General features: G+C 69.3%; 19 protein-coding genes and 1 tRNA gene. 13 read left to right on the top strand and 7 right to left on the bottom strand.

The genetic code is table 11. The features are described from left to right. Positions 1-17: 17 nt before the first annotated feature. The 3 genes from R2707_17940 (at position 18) to R2707_17930 (ending at position 1,104) form a co-directional block, all read left to right on the top strand. Positions 18-446 carry a hypothetical protein gene (locus R2707_17940; GenBank protein ID MEZ5246978.1) on the top strand — a complete coding sequence of 143 codons (429 nt, stop codon included), beginning with the start codon at positions 18-20 and terminating at the stop codon, positions 444-446. A 23-nt stretch (positions 447-469) separates the two neighbouring features. After that, positions 470-943: a tRNA adenosine(34) deaminase TadA gene (gene tadA, locus R2707_17935; GenBank protein ID MEZ5246977.1), complete on the top strand. Its 474-nt coding sequence runs from the start codon at positions 470-472 to the stop codon at positions 941-943. Between the two features lie 71 nt (positions 944-1,014). Then, positions 1,015-1,104 (top strand) — tRNA-Ser (locus tag R2707_17930). 70 nt (positions 1,105-1,174) lie between these two features. Here the strand turns inward: R2707_17930 and R2707_17925 are convergent. Continuing rightward, positions 1,175-1,297, bottom strand: coding sequence for a hypothetical protein (locus R2707_17925; GenBank protein ID MEZ5246976.1), 123 nt, complete (start codon positions 1,295-1,297; stop codon positions 1,175-1,177). Positions 1,298-1,678: 381 nt separating this feature from the next. On the opposite strand from R2707_17925, the gene R2707_17920 reads away from it, so the two are divergent. The 5 genes from R2707_17920 (at position 1,679) to R2707_17900 (ending at position 7,024) form a co-directional block, all read left to right on the top strand. Further along, positions 1,679-2,173: a hypothetical protein gene (locus R2707_17920; protein ID MEZ5246975.1), complete on the top strand. Its 495-nt coding sequence runs from the start codon at positions 1,679-1,681 to the stop codon at positions 2,171-2,173. Positions 2,174-2,190: 17 nt separating this feature from the next. Continuing rightward, entirely contained in the window at positions 2,191-2,712 is a 522-nt protein-coding gene (locus R2707_17915) for a DinB family protein (protein ID MEZ5246974.1), read from the top strand. Beyond that, complete coding sequence (locus R2707_17910) at positions 2,705-4,987, top strand: arylsulfatase (GenBank protein ID MEZ5246973.1); 2,283 nt, start codon at positions 2,705-2,707, stop codon at positions 4,985-4,987. The genes R2707_17915 and R2707_17910 overlap by 8 nt, the downstream gene beginning before the upstream one ends. Positions 4,988-5,106: 119 nt before the next feature. Further along, positions 5,107-6,642 carry an alkaline phosphatase D family protein gene (locus R2707_17905; GenBank protein MEZ5246972.1) on the top strand — a complete coding sequence of 512 codons (1,536 nt, stop codon included), beginning with the start codon at positions 5,107-5,109 and terminating at the stop codon, positions 6,640-6,642. A gap of 106 nt (positions 6,643-6,748) precedes the next feature. Further along, on the top strand, positions 6,749-7,024 hold the full coding sequence (locus tag R2707_17900; GenBank protein MEZ5246971.1) for a hypothetical protein: 276 nt from the start codon (positions 6,749-6,751) through the stop codon (positions 7,022-7,024). 17 nt (positions 7,025-7,041) lie between these two features. Here R2707_17900 and R2707_17895 read toward each other — a convergent pair whose 3' ends face one another. After that, positions 7,042-7,917, bottom strand: a complete 876-nt coding sequence (locus tag R2707_17895) for an acyl-CoA thioesterase II (GenBank protein ID MEZ5246970.1) — start codon at positions 7,915-7,917, stop codon at positions 7,042-7,044. Positions 7,918-7,952: 35 nt separating this feature from the next. Here R2707_17895 and R2707_17890 point away from each other — a divergent pair, with 35 nt between their 5' ends. Beyond that, positions 7,953-8,588: a LysE family translocator gene (locus R2707_17890; protein MEZ5246969.1), complete on the top strand. Its 636-nt coding sequence runs from the start codon at positions 7,953-7,955 to the stop codon at positions 8,586-8,588. Here R2707_17890 and R2707_17885 read toward each other — a convergent pair. The 3 genes from R2707_17885 to R2707_17875 are packed head-to-tail and all read right to left on the bottom strand — an operon-like array spanning position 8,585 to position 11,142. After that, entirely contained in the window at positions 8,585-9,937 is a 1,353-nt protein-coding gene (locus R2707_17885) for an ABC transporter substrate-binding protein (protein ID MEZ5246968.1), read from the bottom strand. The two genes, R2707_17890 and R2707_17885, sit on opposite strands and share 4 nt — an antisense overlap. A gap of 30 nt (positions 9,938-9,967) precedes the next feature. Beyond that, positions 9,968-10,384: a DUF2809 domain-containing protein gene (locus R2707_17880; protein MEZ5246967.1), complete on the bottom strand. Its 417-nt coding sequence runs from the start codon at positions 10,382-10,384 to the stop codon at positions 9,968-9,970. Further along, complete coding sequence (locus R2707_17875; protein MEZ5246966.1) at positions 10,381-11,142, bottom strand: DUF5995 family protein; 762 nt, start codon at positions 11,140-11,142, stop codon at positions 10,381-10,383. The genes R2707_17880 and R2707_17875 overlap by 4 nt, the downstream gene beginning before the upstream one ends. A gap of 132 nt (positions 11,143-11,274) precedes the next feature. Between R2707_17875 and hisE the strand changes: the two genes are divergently transcribed. Genes hisE through R2707_17860 form a run of 3 tightly spaced genes read left to right on the top strand, consistent with a single transcriptional unit; the run spans position 11,275 to position 12,894 of the window. Beyond that, positions 11,275-11,553, top strand: coding sequence for a phosphoribosyl-ATP diphosphatase (gene hisE / locus R2707_17870; protein MEZ5246965.1), 279 nt, complete (start codon positions 11,275-11,277; stop codon positions 11,551-11,553). After that, complete coding sequence (gene hisG / locus R2707_17865; GenBank protein ID MEZ5246964.1) at positions 11,550-12,395, top strand: ATP phosphoribosyltransferase; 846 nt, start codon at positions 11,550-11,552, stop codon at positions 12,393-12,395. Before hisE ends, hisG begins: the two co-directional genes overlap by 4 nt. 4 nt (positions 12,396-12,399) lie before the next feature. Continuing rightward, positions 12,400-12,894, top strand: coding sequence for an SRPBCC family protein (locus R2707_17860; GenBank protein MEZ5246963.1), 495 nt, complete (start codon positions 12,400-12,402; stop codon positions 12,892-12,894). Here the strand turns inward: R2707_17860 and R2707_17855 are convergent, their stop codons facing one another. Beyond that, positions 12,895-14,280 carry a pyridoxal-dependent decarboxylase gene (locus R2707_17855; protein MEZ5246962.1) on the bottom strand — a complete coding sequence of 462 codons (1,386 nt, stop codon included), beginning with the start codon at positions 14,278-14,280 and terminating at the stop codon, positions 12,895-12,897. It lies immediately after the preceding gene. Positions 14,281-14,307: 27 nt separating this feature from the next. Beyond that, positions 14,308-14,745: a MarR family winged helix-turn-helix transcriptional regulator gene (locus R2707_17850; GenBank protein ID MEZ5246961.1), complete on the bottom strand. Its 438-nt coding sequence runs from the start codon at positions 14,743-14,745 to the stop codon at positions 14,308-14,310. Between the two features lie 248 nt (positions 14,746-14,993). Between R2707_17850 and R2707_17845 the strand changes: the two genes are divergently transcribed. Further along, positions 14,994-15,650 (top strand): hypothetical protein, encoded by a 657-nt coding sequence (locus tag R2707_17845; protein MEZ5246960.1) that lies wholly within the window; start codon positions 14,994-14,996, stop codon positions 15,648-15,650. Positions 15,651-15,672: the final 22 nt, after the last annotated feature.

Genomic DNA, 15,672 nt, shown 5'->3' with positions numbered 1-15,672 from the left:
GGCGCGACCCTCAGCGCATGAACGACACACCGACACTCCCGCTTCGCCGACTGCGGCGCACACTGCAAGCCAACGCCATGTTCTCGATCGTCAGCGGAACGACGGCGCTCATCGCCGGCTCGTGGGTCTCACGCACACTCGGCATCGACCACGTGGCCCTCACCCGCGTCCTCGGCGCCGGTCTCGTCGCCTTCGCCGCGATCGTGTTCGCGACGGCACGAGCCGACGCGGGGCGACTCCGGCGCGACTCACTGCTGGTCTCGCTGGCCGATGCCGGATGGGTCCTCGGCACGGTCGTCGTCGTGACGACGGGGATCCTCACGCCGACGGGGGACCTGGTTGCGGTGGTCATCGCGGTGATGGTCGCCGACTTCGGCACCGCCCAGTACTGGTTCCGTTCACGGTCGACGGCAGTCCGGCGGCCGCTCGGCGCGGCCACCGTCTGAAGCACCCCGATACGCTCCCCCGGGTGAGCGATCTCGACGACCACGAACTGATGGGCCTCGCCCTCGAGGAGGCGGCGCTGGCCACCGGCCACGGCGACGTTCCGGTCGGCGCCGTGGTCGTCGTCGACGGCCGCGTCGTCGCCCGCCGACACAACGAACGCGAGGCGACGAACGACCCGACGGCCCATGCCGAGCTCCTCGCCGTTCGCGACGCCGCCGAGGCCATCGGCTCGTGGCGGCTGACCGATGCGACCGTCGTCGTCACCCTCGAGCCGTGCCCGATGTGCGCCGGCGCACTGCAGCAAGCCCGCGTGGGCCGCGTCGTCTTCGGCGCCGCCGACATGAAGGCCGGCGCGTGCGGTTCGCTCTACAGCCTCGGCAGCGACCCGCGCCTCAATCACGAGTTCGTCACGACCCACGGAGTCCGCGCCGACGAATGCGCCCGCCTGCTGACCGACTTCTTCGCCGACCGGCGAGACCGGGGCGCGGTGAGCTGACGCCGCGGGATTCGCCGCATGATGCGGTCAATACGTGTCGGCGTCGGTTGCTCCCCGCTAGCCTCGGTCCCGGAAGGTTGCCAGAGCGGACGAATGGGGCGGCCTCGAAAGCCGTTGTGGCCTTCGGGTCACCATGGGTTCAAATCCCATACCTTCCGCCACGAACCGCCGTCTACCGGGTACTGCCCGGTAGGCGGCGGTTTCGCGTCGGGCGACGGAATGCCGGCCGCGCTAGGGCATCAGGCCGGAGTTGTCCTTTCCGGCCTTCTTGTCCTTCTTGGACTTGCGCTTCTCTTTGGCGGTCTTGGCGGCAGGAGTCTTCGCGCTCCGCCCACCCTTGTCTTTGCCGGCCATGGTGGCCTCTCTCCGGGCGACGGATTGCCGGCCGGACACCACTCTCCCACACGAGGATGCTCGATCCCCCAGGAGACGATGACCGCACCCTTCGGTTCCCTCGTCGTGCTCGGGAGATTCCCCCTCGCGACGAAACCGACTGCGCGTAAAGTGAACGCACTTCACACCCTCGATGAGAAAGCGCGCCACGCCGATGTCCCCGACCGTGGGCCCTTGCACCGCATCCACCGCAAAGGGCGGCCGGTGAACGCGAACGTGGCCCGTTTCGCCGCCGTGGTCGCCGCGATCGCGGGCGCCGTCTACTTCTGGCGCCGATCGCAGCGGTCGGGCAGTCCGACCGAAGAGTTCTGAGTCCGGCCGGCGCGCCCCCCGGCCATTCCCATGCTTCGCACGATCGAACACACCGCCTTCGTCCGCCGGAACTTCGCCGATGTGGCGTGGCTCCTGGAGCGCCACGGCGACGAGATCCTCGCCCACGTCGCCGGTGCTGCGGTCGCTCGATCGGCCGAGATCCAGGAAGCGGCCGACGATGCGGTCCTCGGGTTCGACCGCGGTCATCCGATCTCGCTCAACGCCGGCCCGCTCGACGTCGGCCCACAGCATGCGGTACTGGAGTTCACCTGGGAGGGCAACGCAGCCAAGCGGCTCCTCGTGAACACGGCCATCCGCCTCGACATCCGGCCGCTGGTTCGACGGGGCCCGGGTGCGACCACCGAGATCTGCCTCCGCGCCACCTATCAGCCGCCCACCGCACACCGCCGATCACCTGAGACCGTCCTCTTCGGTCGCCGGGTGGTGAAGGCGGCGCTCCGCGAGTTGCTCGACGTCCTCGTTCGCCTGCTCGAGGAGTACGAGGAGAGCCCTCTGTCGCGCTGAGGATCTAGCGTGGCCGAATGCACCGTCCGGAACCGCCACCGATTCCGCGCCAGGCCGACGAACGCACCACCCTGAACGCGTTCCTCGACTTCTACCGCGCCGCGCTCCTCGACCGAGCCCATGGCCTGTCGGCAACACAACTCCGGGCGTCGCTCCCGCCGTCGACGCTCTCGTTGTCACGACTGATCGGCCACATGGCGTTCGTCGAGGCGGTCTGGTTCCGGGAGCGTTTCGACGGCGATGCCATGCCCGAACCGTGGGCATCGCTCGACTTCGCGGCTGATCACGACGCCGAGATGACACTGGCCCAGAGCTGGTCTCGCGAGCAGCTCGTCGCCGTGTTCGAGGAGGCCGTCGCCGATGCGCGGGCGCGGGTCACCCGGGCCGCATCCCTCGACGACCTCAGTAGCCGCACCCACCCCTCCGGTGAACACTGGAGCCTCCGGTGGATCCTGGTCCACATGATCGAGGAGTACGCCCGTCACTGCGGCCACGCCGATCTCATCCGCGAATCGATCGACGGGGACACCCTTGGCTGAGAACGCACCGGCTGACGAAACGATCGTCAATCTGGCCCTGACCGACAGCCGGGCCCCGCGCGCCGCGCCCCCGTACCCCGCCGGTGCACCCAACGTCGTCGTGATCGTGCTCGACGATCTCGGATTCGCCCAGCTCGGCTGCTACGGATCCGACCTCGACACTCCCAACATCGACCGACTCGCCGAGCGGGGTCTGCGGTTCACCAACTTCCACACAACCGCGGTCTGCTCGCCGACCCGGGCGTGTTTGTTGACCGGGCGCAACCACCACCGTGTCGGGATGGGCATGCTGCCCGATCTCCCCGTCAACTTCCCGGGCTACACCGGTGTCTTCCCCGAGTCGGCAGGCACGCTCGCCGAGATCCTCGCCGACCACGGCTACGCGACGACCGCGATCGGCAAGTGGCATCTCGTGCCGCGCGACCAACGCGCCACCGGCCCCTACGACATGTGGCCGACCGGGGTCGGATTCCAGCGCTACTACGGCTTCCTCAACGGCGAGACCAATCAGTGGACACCCAACCTCGTCCGAGATCAGCAACACGTCGAACCGCCTCGTACGCCGGAGGAGGGCTACCACCTCGACGCCGATCTCGCCGACGAGGCCATCGCCCAACTGCGTGAGCTCCGGAACACCAACACCGACCGGCCGTTCCTCCTCTGGTACGCGACCGGCTCGCCCCATGCCCCCCACCAGGTTCCGCCCGAGTGGATCGAGCGCTTCGCGGGGCGATTCGACCGGGGGTGGGACGTGTGGCGCACCGAGACGTTCGCCCGTCAGAAGGCCCTGGGTGTCGTACCGAGGGACGCAACGCTGTCGGCCCGGCCCGACTGGGTCGAGGCGTGGGACGACATCGACCCCCAACGTCAGCGGCTCTACGCCCGGATGATGGAGGTCTTCGCCGCGTTCGTCGCCCATGCCGACCATCACATCGGCCGGGTGCTCGACGAGATCGATGCCGCGGGCCAGACCGACAACACCATCGTGTTGCTCGTGTCGGACAACGGCGCGTCGGCCGAGGGCGGCCCCAACGGATCGTGGAACCAGCTCCGCCACTACATCTCCGACGATCCCGACGACATCGACGACGAACTCGCCCACATCGACGACCTCGGCGGGTTCGATTCGAGCGGCCATTACCCCTGGGGTTGGGCCCTCGCCGGCAACACCCCGTTTCGACGGTGGAAGCGCTACACCTTCGAGGGTGGAGTGCGCGATCCCCTGATCGTCTCGTGGCCGGGAGGTCTCGGATCCGGCGGCGGACTGCGCGACCAGTACGTGCACGCGGTCGACGTGCTCCCCACGATCCTCGACCTGCTCGGCATCGACGCTCCCCGCGTTCGCCGGGGTGTCGAGCAGATGTCGATCGACGGTGTGTCGATCCGACGGGCGCTTCTCGACCCGCGCGCACCGGATCCTCGGACCCGGCAGTACTACGAGTGCTGGGGCAGCCGAGCGATCTATGCCGACGGCTGGAAGGCGGTGACCAACCACGTCAACCAGCTCACGGCAGCCGAGCGCGACAACGTGACCGGAAGCGCGGACTTCGCGGCCGACAAGTGGCATCTGTTCGACACCGAGAGCGACTTCAGCGAATCGGTCGATCTGGCCGCCGAGCTTCCCGACAAGCTGGCCGAACTCGTGGCCCTCTGGGACGTCGAAGCCGCGGCCAACCAGGTCCTGCCGATCGACGACTCACGCGACAACAAGTTCCCTCACCTCCACCTCCACTGGATGGTGTTCACGACCGAGCACCACCTTCTCCCCGGCGACAAGGTCCACGAGACCCACGCGCCGATGCTCATGATGGGCGGCCGGTTCACCGCGCTGTTCTCCGAGGGCCTCACCGGCGACGAATCGGGGGTCCTCTGTGAGCAGGGCGACCATCTCTGCGGTTGGGCGTACTACCTGCACGGGGGTGAGCTCCGCTGGGTGCTGTCGTTCGACGGCGACACCGCGCGAGTCGTCGGGCAGGTTCCGCCGGGCAGCCGCTCGCTGACCGTCTCGCTGCGGCCCGCCGGCGGGCGGTTCGATGTCGAACTCCGCGCCGACGACCTCGTGATCGCCTCGGGGACGTCGGGCACGCCCCCGGCCACGTTCAGTCCCGACGGGTCGTTCCTCACCGTCGGCTACGCCCGACCGTTCCCGGTCAGCAACGACTTCGTCCCGCCGGCCAAGGCCCCGGCGTCGTTCGCCGGACTCCGAGCCGATGTCGGCGCGCCGCCCCCACTCGACTTCGCCGCAGAGTTCGAGCGGGTGATGCGTCACCAGTGACCCGGGTCCGCCGGCCGACTCGTGCGCATGATCGTGAGTTCGCGCGAAGCTTCCGAAACGCCGAACTCATCGCGGTGTCGATCGATCGGCGACACCCTCGGCCGACCGGAGGAGCAGACATGACCGAGAGCCGGATGACCCGCCGCACGTTCGTCGCCGGTGCTGCCGCTGGGGCGGTCCTGCTCAGCCGGGCCGACACGACCGCGGCACGCACCCGTCCCGCCATCGCCGACTACCCCTTCACCCTGGGCATCGCCTCCGGAGACCCGCTCGCCAACGGCGTCGTGATCTGGACCCGGCTCGCGCCGAGCCCGACCGAGGGCGGCGGGATGCCCGACGACACGTACCTCGTCGAGTGGGAGGTCGCCTCCGACGCGTCGATGGCCCATGTCGTCCGCAGGGGATGGAGCCGAGCCCAGAAGCGACACGGTCACTCCGTGCACGTCGACGTGCGGGGGCTCCGACCCGACCGCGAGTACTGGTATCGATTCCGCGTGGGCAGCCACGTAACCCCCGTCGGGCGCACCCGCACCACGCCGCGCGCCGACGCCCGACCGGCAGACCTGGTGTTCGGTCTCGTCTCCTGCCAGCGCTACAACGCCGGCTTCTACACCGCCTACGACGATCTCGTGGACGCCCAGCCCGATCTGGTGGTCCATGTCGGCGACTACATCTACGAGTCGCCCGGCGGAGGGGTACGAACTGACCCGCTCCCGGAGTCGATCACGCTCGACGAGTACCGCAACCGATACGCCCTCTACAAGAGCGACCCATCGTTGATGGCCGCGCACGAAGCCGCACCGTGGCTGTTCACGTGGGACGACCACGAAGTGGAGAACAATCACGCGGGCCTCGTCCCCGAGGTGGGCAGCTCGACGCCGGATCCGGCGGCGTTCAGGGCCCGCCGGGCGGCCGCCTACAAGGCGTATTGGGAGCACATGCCGTTCCGTCGCCGCGCACCACGTGGTGCGGACTTCTCCATCCACCGTCAGATTCCCTGGGGTCGACTCGCCGATTTCTTCGTGCTCGACACGCGCCAGTTCCGCGCCGACCAGTGCGGCGAGGTCGGACCCGCCTGCGACCCGGTCGAGGACGAGTCCCGCGAGATGCTCGGCCGAGGGCAGCGCCAGTGGCTCCATCGTGGGATCTCCCGCTCGAAGGCCGACTGGTCGGTTCTCGCGCAACAGGTCGTCTTTTCGAAGATGGACCTCATCCCCGGCCCGCAGGAGCTCTACAACCTCGATCAGTGGGACGGCTACGTCCACGCCCGCGACCAGGTCCTCGAGACGATGCGGACCCGCCGACCCCACGACAACATCATCCTCACCGGCGACATCCACGCGAGCGGGGTGTCCGACGTCCTGACCGACTACGACGATCCGGGGTCGGCCCCGATGGGAGCCGAGTTCGTCGGCACATCGATCTCCTCCTCGGGCAACGATCTGCTCGGAGCGTTGCTCCCGCTGATCACCGCGGAGAACGCCCACATCAAGTGGGCCGACAATGCGAAGCGGGGCTGGGTGAAACACACGGTGACGACCGACGAATGGCGGGCCGACTACCGCCACGTCGACGACGTCAGCGTCGCCGGTTCCCCGGTCCGAACCGCGACGTCCTGGTTGGTCCCCCGCGGTGGGGGCGTGGTGCCCGCATAGCTCCGCTCGCGCGCCGGTGTCGGGGTTCGTCGGGTTGCGGTTGCCCGAACCCGACACTGAGCGTATGGTTCCGCCCGGCCGGGTTGGGAGAACGGAAACACGACCAATGGTGTTCGAGTCGCGTCCCAGCGCCGACCTTCTGCAGACCGGGGATGCCCCTCCGTGCCGCATCGAGGAGCAGGGTGACGCCCCCGTGCTCGGTTCCGGCTGCGAAGGCAGCGCCGAGATCGCCGGGCAGCCGCGGGTCTACGACCACGAAGCCTGCGCCGGCTGGTGGCCCGAGCCCGGTCATCCAGCCCAGGCTCCCGGCTTCCGCTGCAGCTGCACGTGCCACGGCTCGGGCAACGGCTGGATCGGCTGGGATCGACACCTCGACGGCTGACCAAGGCCGGCGGTGACTCAGCCCCTGGAGGACCTGTCGGGATCGAGCTCGCGCATGACGCCCTCCTGCGCCACCGAGGCCAGGTGGGTGCCGGCCCGATCGAAGATGGCACCGCGGGCGAATCCGCGGGCACCGAATGCGCTGGGGCTGTCCTGATGGAAGAGCAGCCAGTCGTCGAGCTTCACCGGACGATGGAACCAGAGCGCGTGGTCGAGGCTCGCCAGCATCACCCCCGGTGCATCGCGGCGCCGGTGGGGCCGATACATGTTGTCGACGAAGGCGATGTCGGACGCGTAGGTGACGAGCTGGGCGTGGATGTCGGGATCGTCGGGCACCTCGCCGTTGGCTCTGATCCACACCGGATTCGGTTCGGTGCTCGGCTCTCCCGAGAACATGCTGTGGGGCAGGCCGGAACGGGTCTCGATCGAACGCTCGCGCAACAGCCACTCGCGACGTTCCTCGGGGATCTTCCCCTTCAGCTGCTCGGCCCGATCGGCCCACGTGGGCAGGGTCTCGGGGTCGTCCACCACAGGCATCGGGTCCTGATGCTCGTAGCCCTCCTCGGCGACGTGAAACGAGATCGAGGTGTTGAAGATCGCCTTGCCGTTCTGGAGGGCGACGACCCGCCGTGTGGTGAACGAGCGGCCGTCGCGGATCCGATCGACGGTGTAGGTCACCGGCGTCTTCGGATCGCCCCCGCGAAGGAAGTAGCCGTGCAGGCTGTGGACCCGGTGCTCCTCGACCGTGCGCTGGGCCGCGCAGAGCGCCTGGGCCGCCACCTGCCCACCGAAGAGGCGGAACCAGTCGCTGGTCTCGTTCTGTCCCCGAAAGATGTCGGCGTCGATTCGTTCGAGATCGAGGATGTCGAGGAGATGGTCGAGGGCCTTTCCCATGAACGAGCACCGTATCTCCGACGTAGGATCGCGCCGTGCCCGACGCGACCACCGCCCTCGTGTTCTCCGGAGCCGCGCTGGCCCTGCTGCTGATTCCGGGCCCGGCGGTGCTCTACATCGTCGCCCGCAGCGCCAGCCAGGGACGGCGGGCGGGTCTGGTCTCGGTGATCGGCATCCACGTGGGAACGCTCGTGCACATCGCGGCGGCCGTGCTCGGGCTGTCCGCCCTGATCGTCGCGTCGGCGACCGCGTTCACCGTGATCAAGCTCGCCGGCGCGGCCTACCTCGTGTATCTCGGCATCACGACCCTGCGTCACCGCCGGATGCTCGTCGATGCAACTCCCGAATCGCTGCACCGTTCGCCACGACGGGTGTTCACCGACGGCGTGGTGCTCAACATCTTGAACCCGAAGACCGCCGTCTTCTTCCTGGCCTTCGTTCCGCAGTTCGTCGATGTCGATGCCGGCAACACCACCGCCCAGGTGATCGCCCTCGGCCTGCTCTTCATCGCCCTCGGACTCGTGACCGATGGCGCCTACGCCCTCGCCGGGAGCTGGATCGGTTCCCGTCTCCGGCGTTCGCCCCGCCTCGCGCGACGCAGCGAGACGACCGCCGGCGTCGTCTATCTGAGTCTCGGCCTCACCACCGCGCTGGCCGGCCGGTCGGCCTAGCCCAGCTCCAGGTCTTCGGCACCGACCAAACCACCGTCGGCGTCGGACCAGCGGAACAGCTTCGCGGAATCGCTGGTGTCCCACTTCGTCGAGCTCACCGAGGCAGCCCGGCTCCCAGCGGTCTCGAACGACCCGATGTCGTCGAGCGCGGCCGTGAAGCTCTCGACGGTGAGGTCGGCCCCGGCAGCGGTCGCGGCGAGGTCGAAGATGTCGAGGGCGGCACACGCCAGAACCACCTGGCCGAGGTTGGTGAGGTCGTCCTCGCCCGGATTCGCGAGCGCGGGTTCATCGGGCCGTGCCGTGTTCCAACGGTCGACGCACTCGGTCGTCGGCCCGTGGCCTGCTTCGTACAGATCACCACCGGTCTCGGACAGCACCAGCCGCACGTTGCGGATCTCTTCGTCGGTCGCTCCCTGGTCGTAGATGAAGTCGGCGAGCACGTCGGGCGACGCCGTCCACACGGGAATGCCGAAGCCGGCACGGTTGAACGCCGCCAAGAAGGCGACATTGTCCCCGAGATTGACCACGCCCGTCACCTCGTCGGCTTTGAAGCGTTCGATCGTGCGGTCGAGTTCGGACGCCAGCGCCGTCTGATCGGCTTCGTCGGCGAGTTCGACGCTCTGGACGACGCGAACCGCACCCCGGGACTCCAGCTCAGCCGCGAGCGAGGCGACGCGGTTCTCGTCGGCGCCGTGTACGGCGAGCACCCCACCCTCGATGGCGCCGTCGAGTTCCAGCGCGGCGACGATGGCGCCATCGGTTCGACTCGGAACACGGCCCGGATAGATGAAGGGGACGGCCGAGCGATCGAACACCTCGTCGGTGAGATCACCGCTCGGCGCCCCGATGAACGGCGTCTCGCCGAACTCGGTGTAGCAGAGCACGTTCTCGGGGGGACGCGTCGTGCCGAGTACGGCGAAGACCTCCTCGTCCTCGATCAGCTCGGCGCAGACTCGGTCCGCAGCGGCCGGATCGACCGGCGAGACCAGCTCGTACACCGGCTCGATCCGGCGACCGAGGATGCCGCCCGAGTCGTTCATCTCGTCGATGACGACCTGGTAGTGCTGGGTGTGGTCGCCGTAGCCGACATCGACACCGAGCTCGAGAATCGCGTCGAGATCGAACAGGACGATTCCCACCTTGATCGAGTTCTCGGTGACCCCGCGAGCGCTGGCGGTGAGCTCCACCGGTGCCTCGGTGGTCGTCGAGGCGGGCTCGTCGTCGGGTGGGGTCGAGTCGTCGGCAGCGACCGTGTCGGTCGGGCTCGGATCGTCTGCGCCGATCGAACCCTGATCGTCGCCGCACGATGCCCCGACCAGAGCCATCGTCGCGACGAGCGCAACCATCATGCGAATTCCTCGTGTCCCCATCGAGGAAACCTAGGCGGGGGGTGGCACCGCCGTCGAGCGATGGACGAGCGTGAGCAACGCCATACCGAGCACACAACCTGCGGCGTACCGGAGGAGATCGACCCAGAGGAAACCTCGGCCCAGCACCAGGGCGGCGAGGTCGTTGGACCGGAGATCGTCGAGCCATGCCGGATTCCAGAGCTGCGACGCCTCGACGGCCGTCGCGATCGCATAACCGCCGATCGCCGACTCGAGCGGCCGACGGCTCGGCACGAGCACACCGAGTGCGAGCACCACCGCGGTCGCCCACAGGACATCGCCGGCATGGTCCTCGATCAGTCCGGGCATCGCGTCGACCCGACGGGTGGCGAGGCCGGCAGCCACGACGATCCCCAGTGCCGCGAGCACCGGTCCGCGCGCCCCGATCGGCCGCACCGGGCGGATCATGTCGCCATCTCGGCCACCACCCGCGCGAGGTCGTGACGTTCGCGGAATCGCGCGATCGACACGACCCACCGCAGGGGCCAGCCCGGCCGTGCGATGCGGTGCGCCAGCTCGGTCATCTCACGATCGCGCTGGGCTTCGAGCGCAGCGCGACCCGAGGGCGGCTGGCTGCTGAGGACCGAGGCGAACTCCCAGGCAGCGGCGCGGGCGTGGCGCAGGCTGAACGTGACGAGCGCCTCGTCCAAGCGGAGGCCGACGACGTCGATCGCGCGTGCGCTGAACGAGACCGACGAGATCGCCCGCTGCATCCGGTCGACCAGTTCGGCGAGGACGTCGTTGATCCGCTCGAAGTCGTCGCGGAGCGAGTCGATGTCGCCGGGCTCGGTGGCCAACGCCGCCGCGATGCCGAGGTCGAGGTTGATGTGGGCGTTGATGCCGAGCAGGAGATGCTGCGCGGCCAGGTGTCGGCGGCTGCTCCCGGTCTCGAACGCAACGCGCCACACCGCCGGGACCTCGGTGCCGGCCTGCCACCCCGCCGCGGCGTCGAGGTAGCGCCGGGCGAAGAGCACGTCGAAGCGCTCCATGCGAGCCCCGTCGGCGAACTCTCCGGCGGCGATGCCGTCGCGCACCCGAGCCGTCACGGCGCGGTAGACGACCGCGAAGTAGCCGCAGGGGTCGTTCAGGGTGAGACACCGCTCGATCTCGGCATCGAGCGCGTCGATCGCCTGGTCGATCGTCACGATCGTGGGTGCATCGGTCATCACGCCGGACGGTATCCCCCGACGGTCGAGCCCGGAGCGACGGTCCGCGCACATCCGGCCCGATCGGATGCGCTCCTCCCCGGTGGCGAGGTGCCCGAGCGGGGCGCAGGTGGTCGGCCGTAGGGTGGAGGAGTGATTCTCGCCGAACTCGAAGAGGTCCTCCGATCGCGTCGCACCGCGAATCCGGACGAGTCCTACACCGCGCAACTCCTCGCCGATCCCGAACTCGCCCAGCGCAAGATCATGGAGGAGGCGTTCGAGGTCTGTCTCGAACTCGGTCGCCCCACCAACGACCCGGCCCTGACCGCACAGGAGGCCGCCGACCTGATCTACCACTTGATGGTCGGTCTCGTCGCGGTCGACGTCCCCCTCAGCGACGTCTTCGCGGTACTCGAGGCTCGACGATCGTGAGCGCCCGCGTCGCCGTGCCGTCGAAGGGTCGTCTGCGCGACCGTGTGTTCGACCTGCTCCGTCACGCGGGCTACAACCTGCGCCAACTCGGCACCGAGAACGCCGCCCTCGTGGTGGAGGACATCGAGTTCATCGAGATGCGCCCGCGAGACGCTGCCGCCTGGCTGCGGGCCGGACGACTCGATGCCGCGTTCATCTCCACCGACACCGCGCTCGAGAACGAGATCGAGGACTGGCCGGCGATCGACCTCGGCTTCTCCCGCTCCGACCTCGTCGTCGCGTGCCGCACCGACGCGCCCTACACCTCCGTCGCCGATCTCTCGGGACGCACCGTCGCCACACATCTGCCGAACTGGACACGGCGGTGGTTCGCGTCGAAGGGCGTCGACATCGAGGTCGTCGCCATGGGCGGTTCCCTGGAGGGCATCTGCGCCCGGGGGTTGGCCGACGCGATCGTCGACCTCCGCGAGACCGGCAACAGTCTCCGCCGCAACTCGCTCCACGCGATCGAGGTCGCCGCGGCGTGCCAGGCCGTGTTCGCCCACCCCGGCACGACCGAGTCCCCCGAGGTGGCCGGCCTGCTCCTGCGGATGGAGGCAGCCCGCGCCGCGACGAGCCATCAGTACCTCGTGTTGCACATCCCGCCCGAGCAGGTCGACCAGCTCGGCACGATCTTCCCCGGCCTGGCCGCCCCGACCCTGCTCCCCCTCGCCGGACGCGACGATCTCGTCGCCGTGCATCTCGTGGTGCAGCACGACCAGCTGTGGGCCCGCCTCGGTGATCTCCGCGAACTCGGCGCCACCGGCATCGTGGCCCTCCCGACCAACGCCATCCTGGAGTGACCACATGGCCCGCTATTCCGACCTGCCCATCGTCTCGGTGTCGACCGAGGTCGCCGCACCGCCGGCGGTGCTCTGGCCGTTGATCACCGACATCGACCTCCCCGCCCGCTTCTCGACGGAGTTCCAGGGCGGCGAGTGGGTCGAGCCCTTCACCGGACCCGAGGTCGGTGCCCTGTTCGACGGCACCAACGAGCATCCGGTCGTTGGCCGGTGGACGGTGCGGTGCTGCGTGTCGGTCTGCGAACCGCAACGGGCCTTCGGATGGGACCCCGGCGGACCCGACGCGACGCTGTCGAAGTGGCGGTTCACGCTCGATCCACACGGCGACACCACGACGCTCACGTTCACCGCGCAGATGGGACTCGGACCGTCCGGGCTCACCCCGATGCTCGAGGCCCGGCCCGACCGCGAGGAGCAGATCGTCGAGCACCGGCTCGACGAGTGGCGCGTCAACATGGAAGCCACCGTCGAGGGCATCAAGAACCTGGCCGAGGCCTGATCACACCGTCCCCGTCGCGGGCTGTACGGAACGCCAGCTGCGGATGATCGCGGCGACGGCGGCGTCGACGTCGTCCACGGAGGCGAGTGTGTCGGAGCAGCTGATCCGCATGGCGAGTCGGCCCTTCCAGGTCGTGCTGCCGGCCCACGCGGTGCGATCGGCCTGGACCGCGGCGATGACGGCCGCCGTCGTCGTGTCGTCGCCGAACGCCACCAGCGTCTGATTGAGGGCCTGCGGCGCGAGTACTTCGGCGCCGGCCGCCCCGAGCGCATCGGCCATGCGCGCCGCCAGCGCGCAGGTGTGGTCGACCATGTCGGCCACTCCACGGCGTCCCTTGGTTGCGAGCACCGCCCACGCCTCCACGGCCCGGGCCCGCTGCGACATCTGCAGGCCGAGGTGCATCGACGCCCGCTCGGCGTCGGCCGGGAGATACGCCGCGTTCATCGCCATCGCGCGACGCAGGTCCTCCCCGCGCCGACAGATCGCGATCGCCGAGTCGTAGGGGACGTTCAACCACTTGTGGGCATCGACCGCCCACGAGTCGGCCCCGTCGACACCGTCGACCAGTCGTCGATGCGTCGGCGAGGCCGCGGCCCACAGGCCGAAGGCGCCGTCGACGTGCAGCCAACCCTGCGCTGCGCCGGTGAGCTCCGCGATCGGAGCGAACGGGTCGCTGTGGCCGGTGTTGACGTTGCCGGCCTGCACGAGCACCAGGGCGAAAGGATCGAGGGGCGGCATCGCGTCGACACGGACCCGCCCGGACTCGTCGGTCGGCACCATCGTGATGGCCCCGGTGCCGAGCCCGGCCACACGCAACGCCTTCAGCACCGCGATGTGGATCTCCTCGGACGCCACGAGCTGGATCGGAGGTGCGCCGATCAGGCCCCGCTCACCGACGTCCCATCCCTGCGCGGCCAGGAGTGCGTCGCGCGCGGCGACCACGCACGTGAGGTTGGCCACCGCAGCTCCTGCGCAGAAGCCGCCGGTCGCCGAGGCGGGAAGACCGAGGATCTCGACGATCCACCTCGCCGCGATCTCGTCGAAGCGGGCCGCGGCCGGCGACATGATCGGGAGTGCGGCGTTCTGATCCCAGGCCGCCGCGAGCACGTTGGCCGCGAGGGCCTCCGGCTCGGTGCCGCCGTTGACGAACCCGAAGTACCGGCCGCCGGTGCTGCGGACGGTGGCCGGCGATCCGAGTCGGTCGAGTTCGGCGATCACCGCCGACGGGTCGGTGGGCTCGTCCGGCAGGTCCGCGGTGAGCCCGTCGAGCGCGGCCACGTCGTGCGGGCTCGGAAAGGTCGCGGCGTCGGCGGCGACATAGGTGGCCGCCCGGGCCGCGGCATCGGCCAGGAGGCGGAGTTTCTCGTCACGTCGAGTCGTGTCCATCAGCGTTGCTCGGCGAGCCAGGCCCGGTCAGGAAGCCAGGTCGGCCAACAGGGCGACGAGCGTCTGGCGAGACGCAGCGACATCGGGGGCCTGGTCGAGGATCGAGGCGGCCACGTCGTCGACGACCGCGGAAGCGTCGCGCACCAGGGTCTCCCCGTGGGGGGTGAGGCCGGCGAGGGCGAGGCGGGCGTCTCGTTCACCGCGCTGTGTCTCGACGAAGCCGAGCTTCTCGAGTGGTTGCAGGGCCCGTGTGACCCCTGAGGGCGAGAGCCCCACCCGTTCGGCCAGGTCGACGCGGCTCGCTCGCTGCTGGGGAGACCGAGCGATCGCCCGGAGCAGGCGGTACTCGGCGAACGTGATGCCGGTGACGTGCGAGAGGCCGCTCTCGAGCCGCGCGAGCAGACGATCCCAACTGTCGGCAACGGCGAGCACGAGTTCCTGGTCGGGGGAGGTTGAGAGGTCCATCGCGAGACCCTACCCCCATATGCATGCGCAATCACGGAGTTATCATGGATACTGCGGGCAGTGCCCGCACCGTGCCGTCGGCCGACAATGGGCCGAACGACCCATGAAGGGTCGGTTCCCAGGCGTCGACGCTCCCATGGGCCGTGTGGACGATTTGTCCGGAGCGGCTCAGTTCGCCGATCTCCGGGCCGAATTCAGAAGAGATGGAGCAGGACACCCCTCTCTCTTCGCGTCGCAGTCTCCCCCCGGTGAGTCGACGATCGATGCTCAAGGCGGGCGCCGTCGCGTCCGCCGGCATCTGGGTCGCGCCCTCCGTCCTGTCGCTCGAGTCGGTGGCCGCCGCCGCCGGCAGCTGCCTCAGCCCGTCCCGCCAGGTCGACTTCTCCCGCTTCGCCGGCAGCCCCCTGCCGAGCAGCTTCCTGTCCGACGACAACTCGGTGACCATCACGTTCTCGGTGCTCGACCCGTGGGGGCGCCAGCAGCCCGGCTACACCGGTGTCGCCTGGAACAGTGTGCTCAACGGGCTCGACAATCCGGTGATCACCGCCATGGAGAACGCCCGCAACGGCCAGTACGTCGACCTGATCTTCCAGTTCTCCGTGCCCGTGTGTCCCAGCTTCTCGCTCGTCGACGTCGACCGGGCGACATTCAGCTGGGAGGACACCGTCCGCGTCATCGGTTCCAACGGCGGCGGCACGATCGACCCCGCGGCCATGAACGTCGGCGGCGCCCAGGTCCAGGTCACCGCCAACACCGTGCGGGGCACCTCGTCGACGAGTTCCGCCACCGGCAACGTCGGCGTCGTCTTCGATCAGCCGATCACCCGGCTGGAGATCCGCCACCAGGACAACTCGAACTGGACCGCGTTCCAATGGATCGGCATCCACGACTTCCACTGGTGCTGATCCCCGCCCTGTGAGGGAAGCG

Source organism: Acidimicrobiales bacterium (assembly GCA_041394245.1).
Classification (GTDB): domain Bacteria; phylum Actinomycetota; class Acidimicrobiia; order Acidimicrobiales; family Aldehydirespiratoraceae; genus JAJRXC01.
Note: the sequence above shows the minus strand (reverse complement) of the source record. Positions and strands in the feature narration are given on the sequence as shown.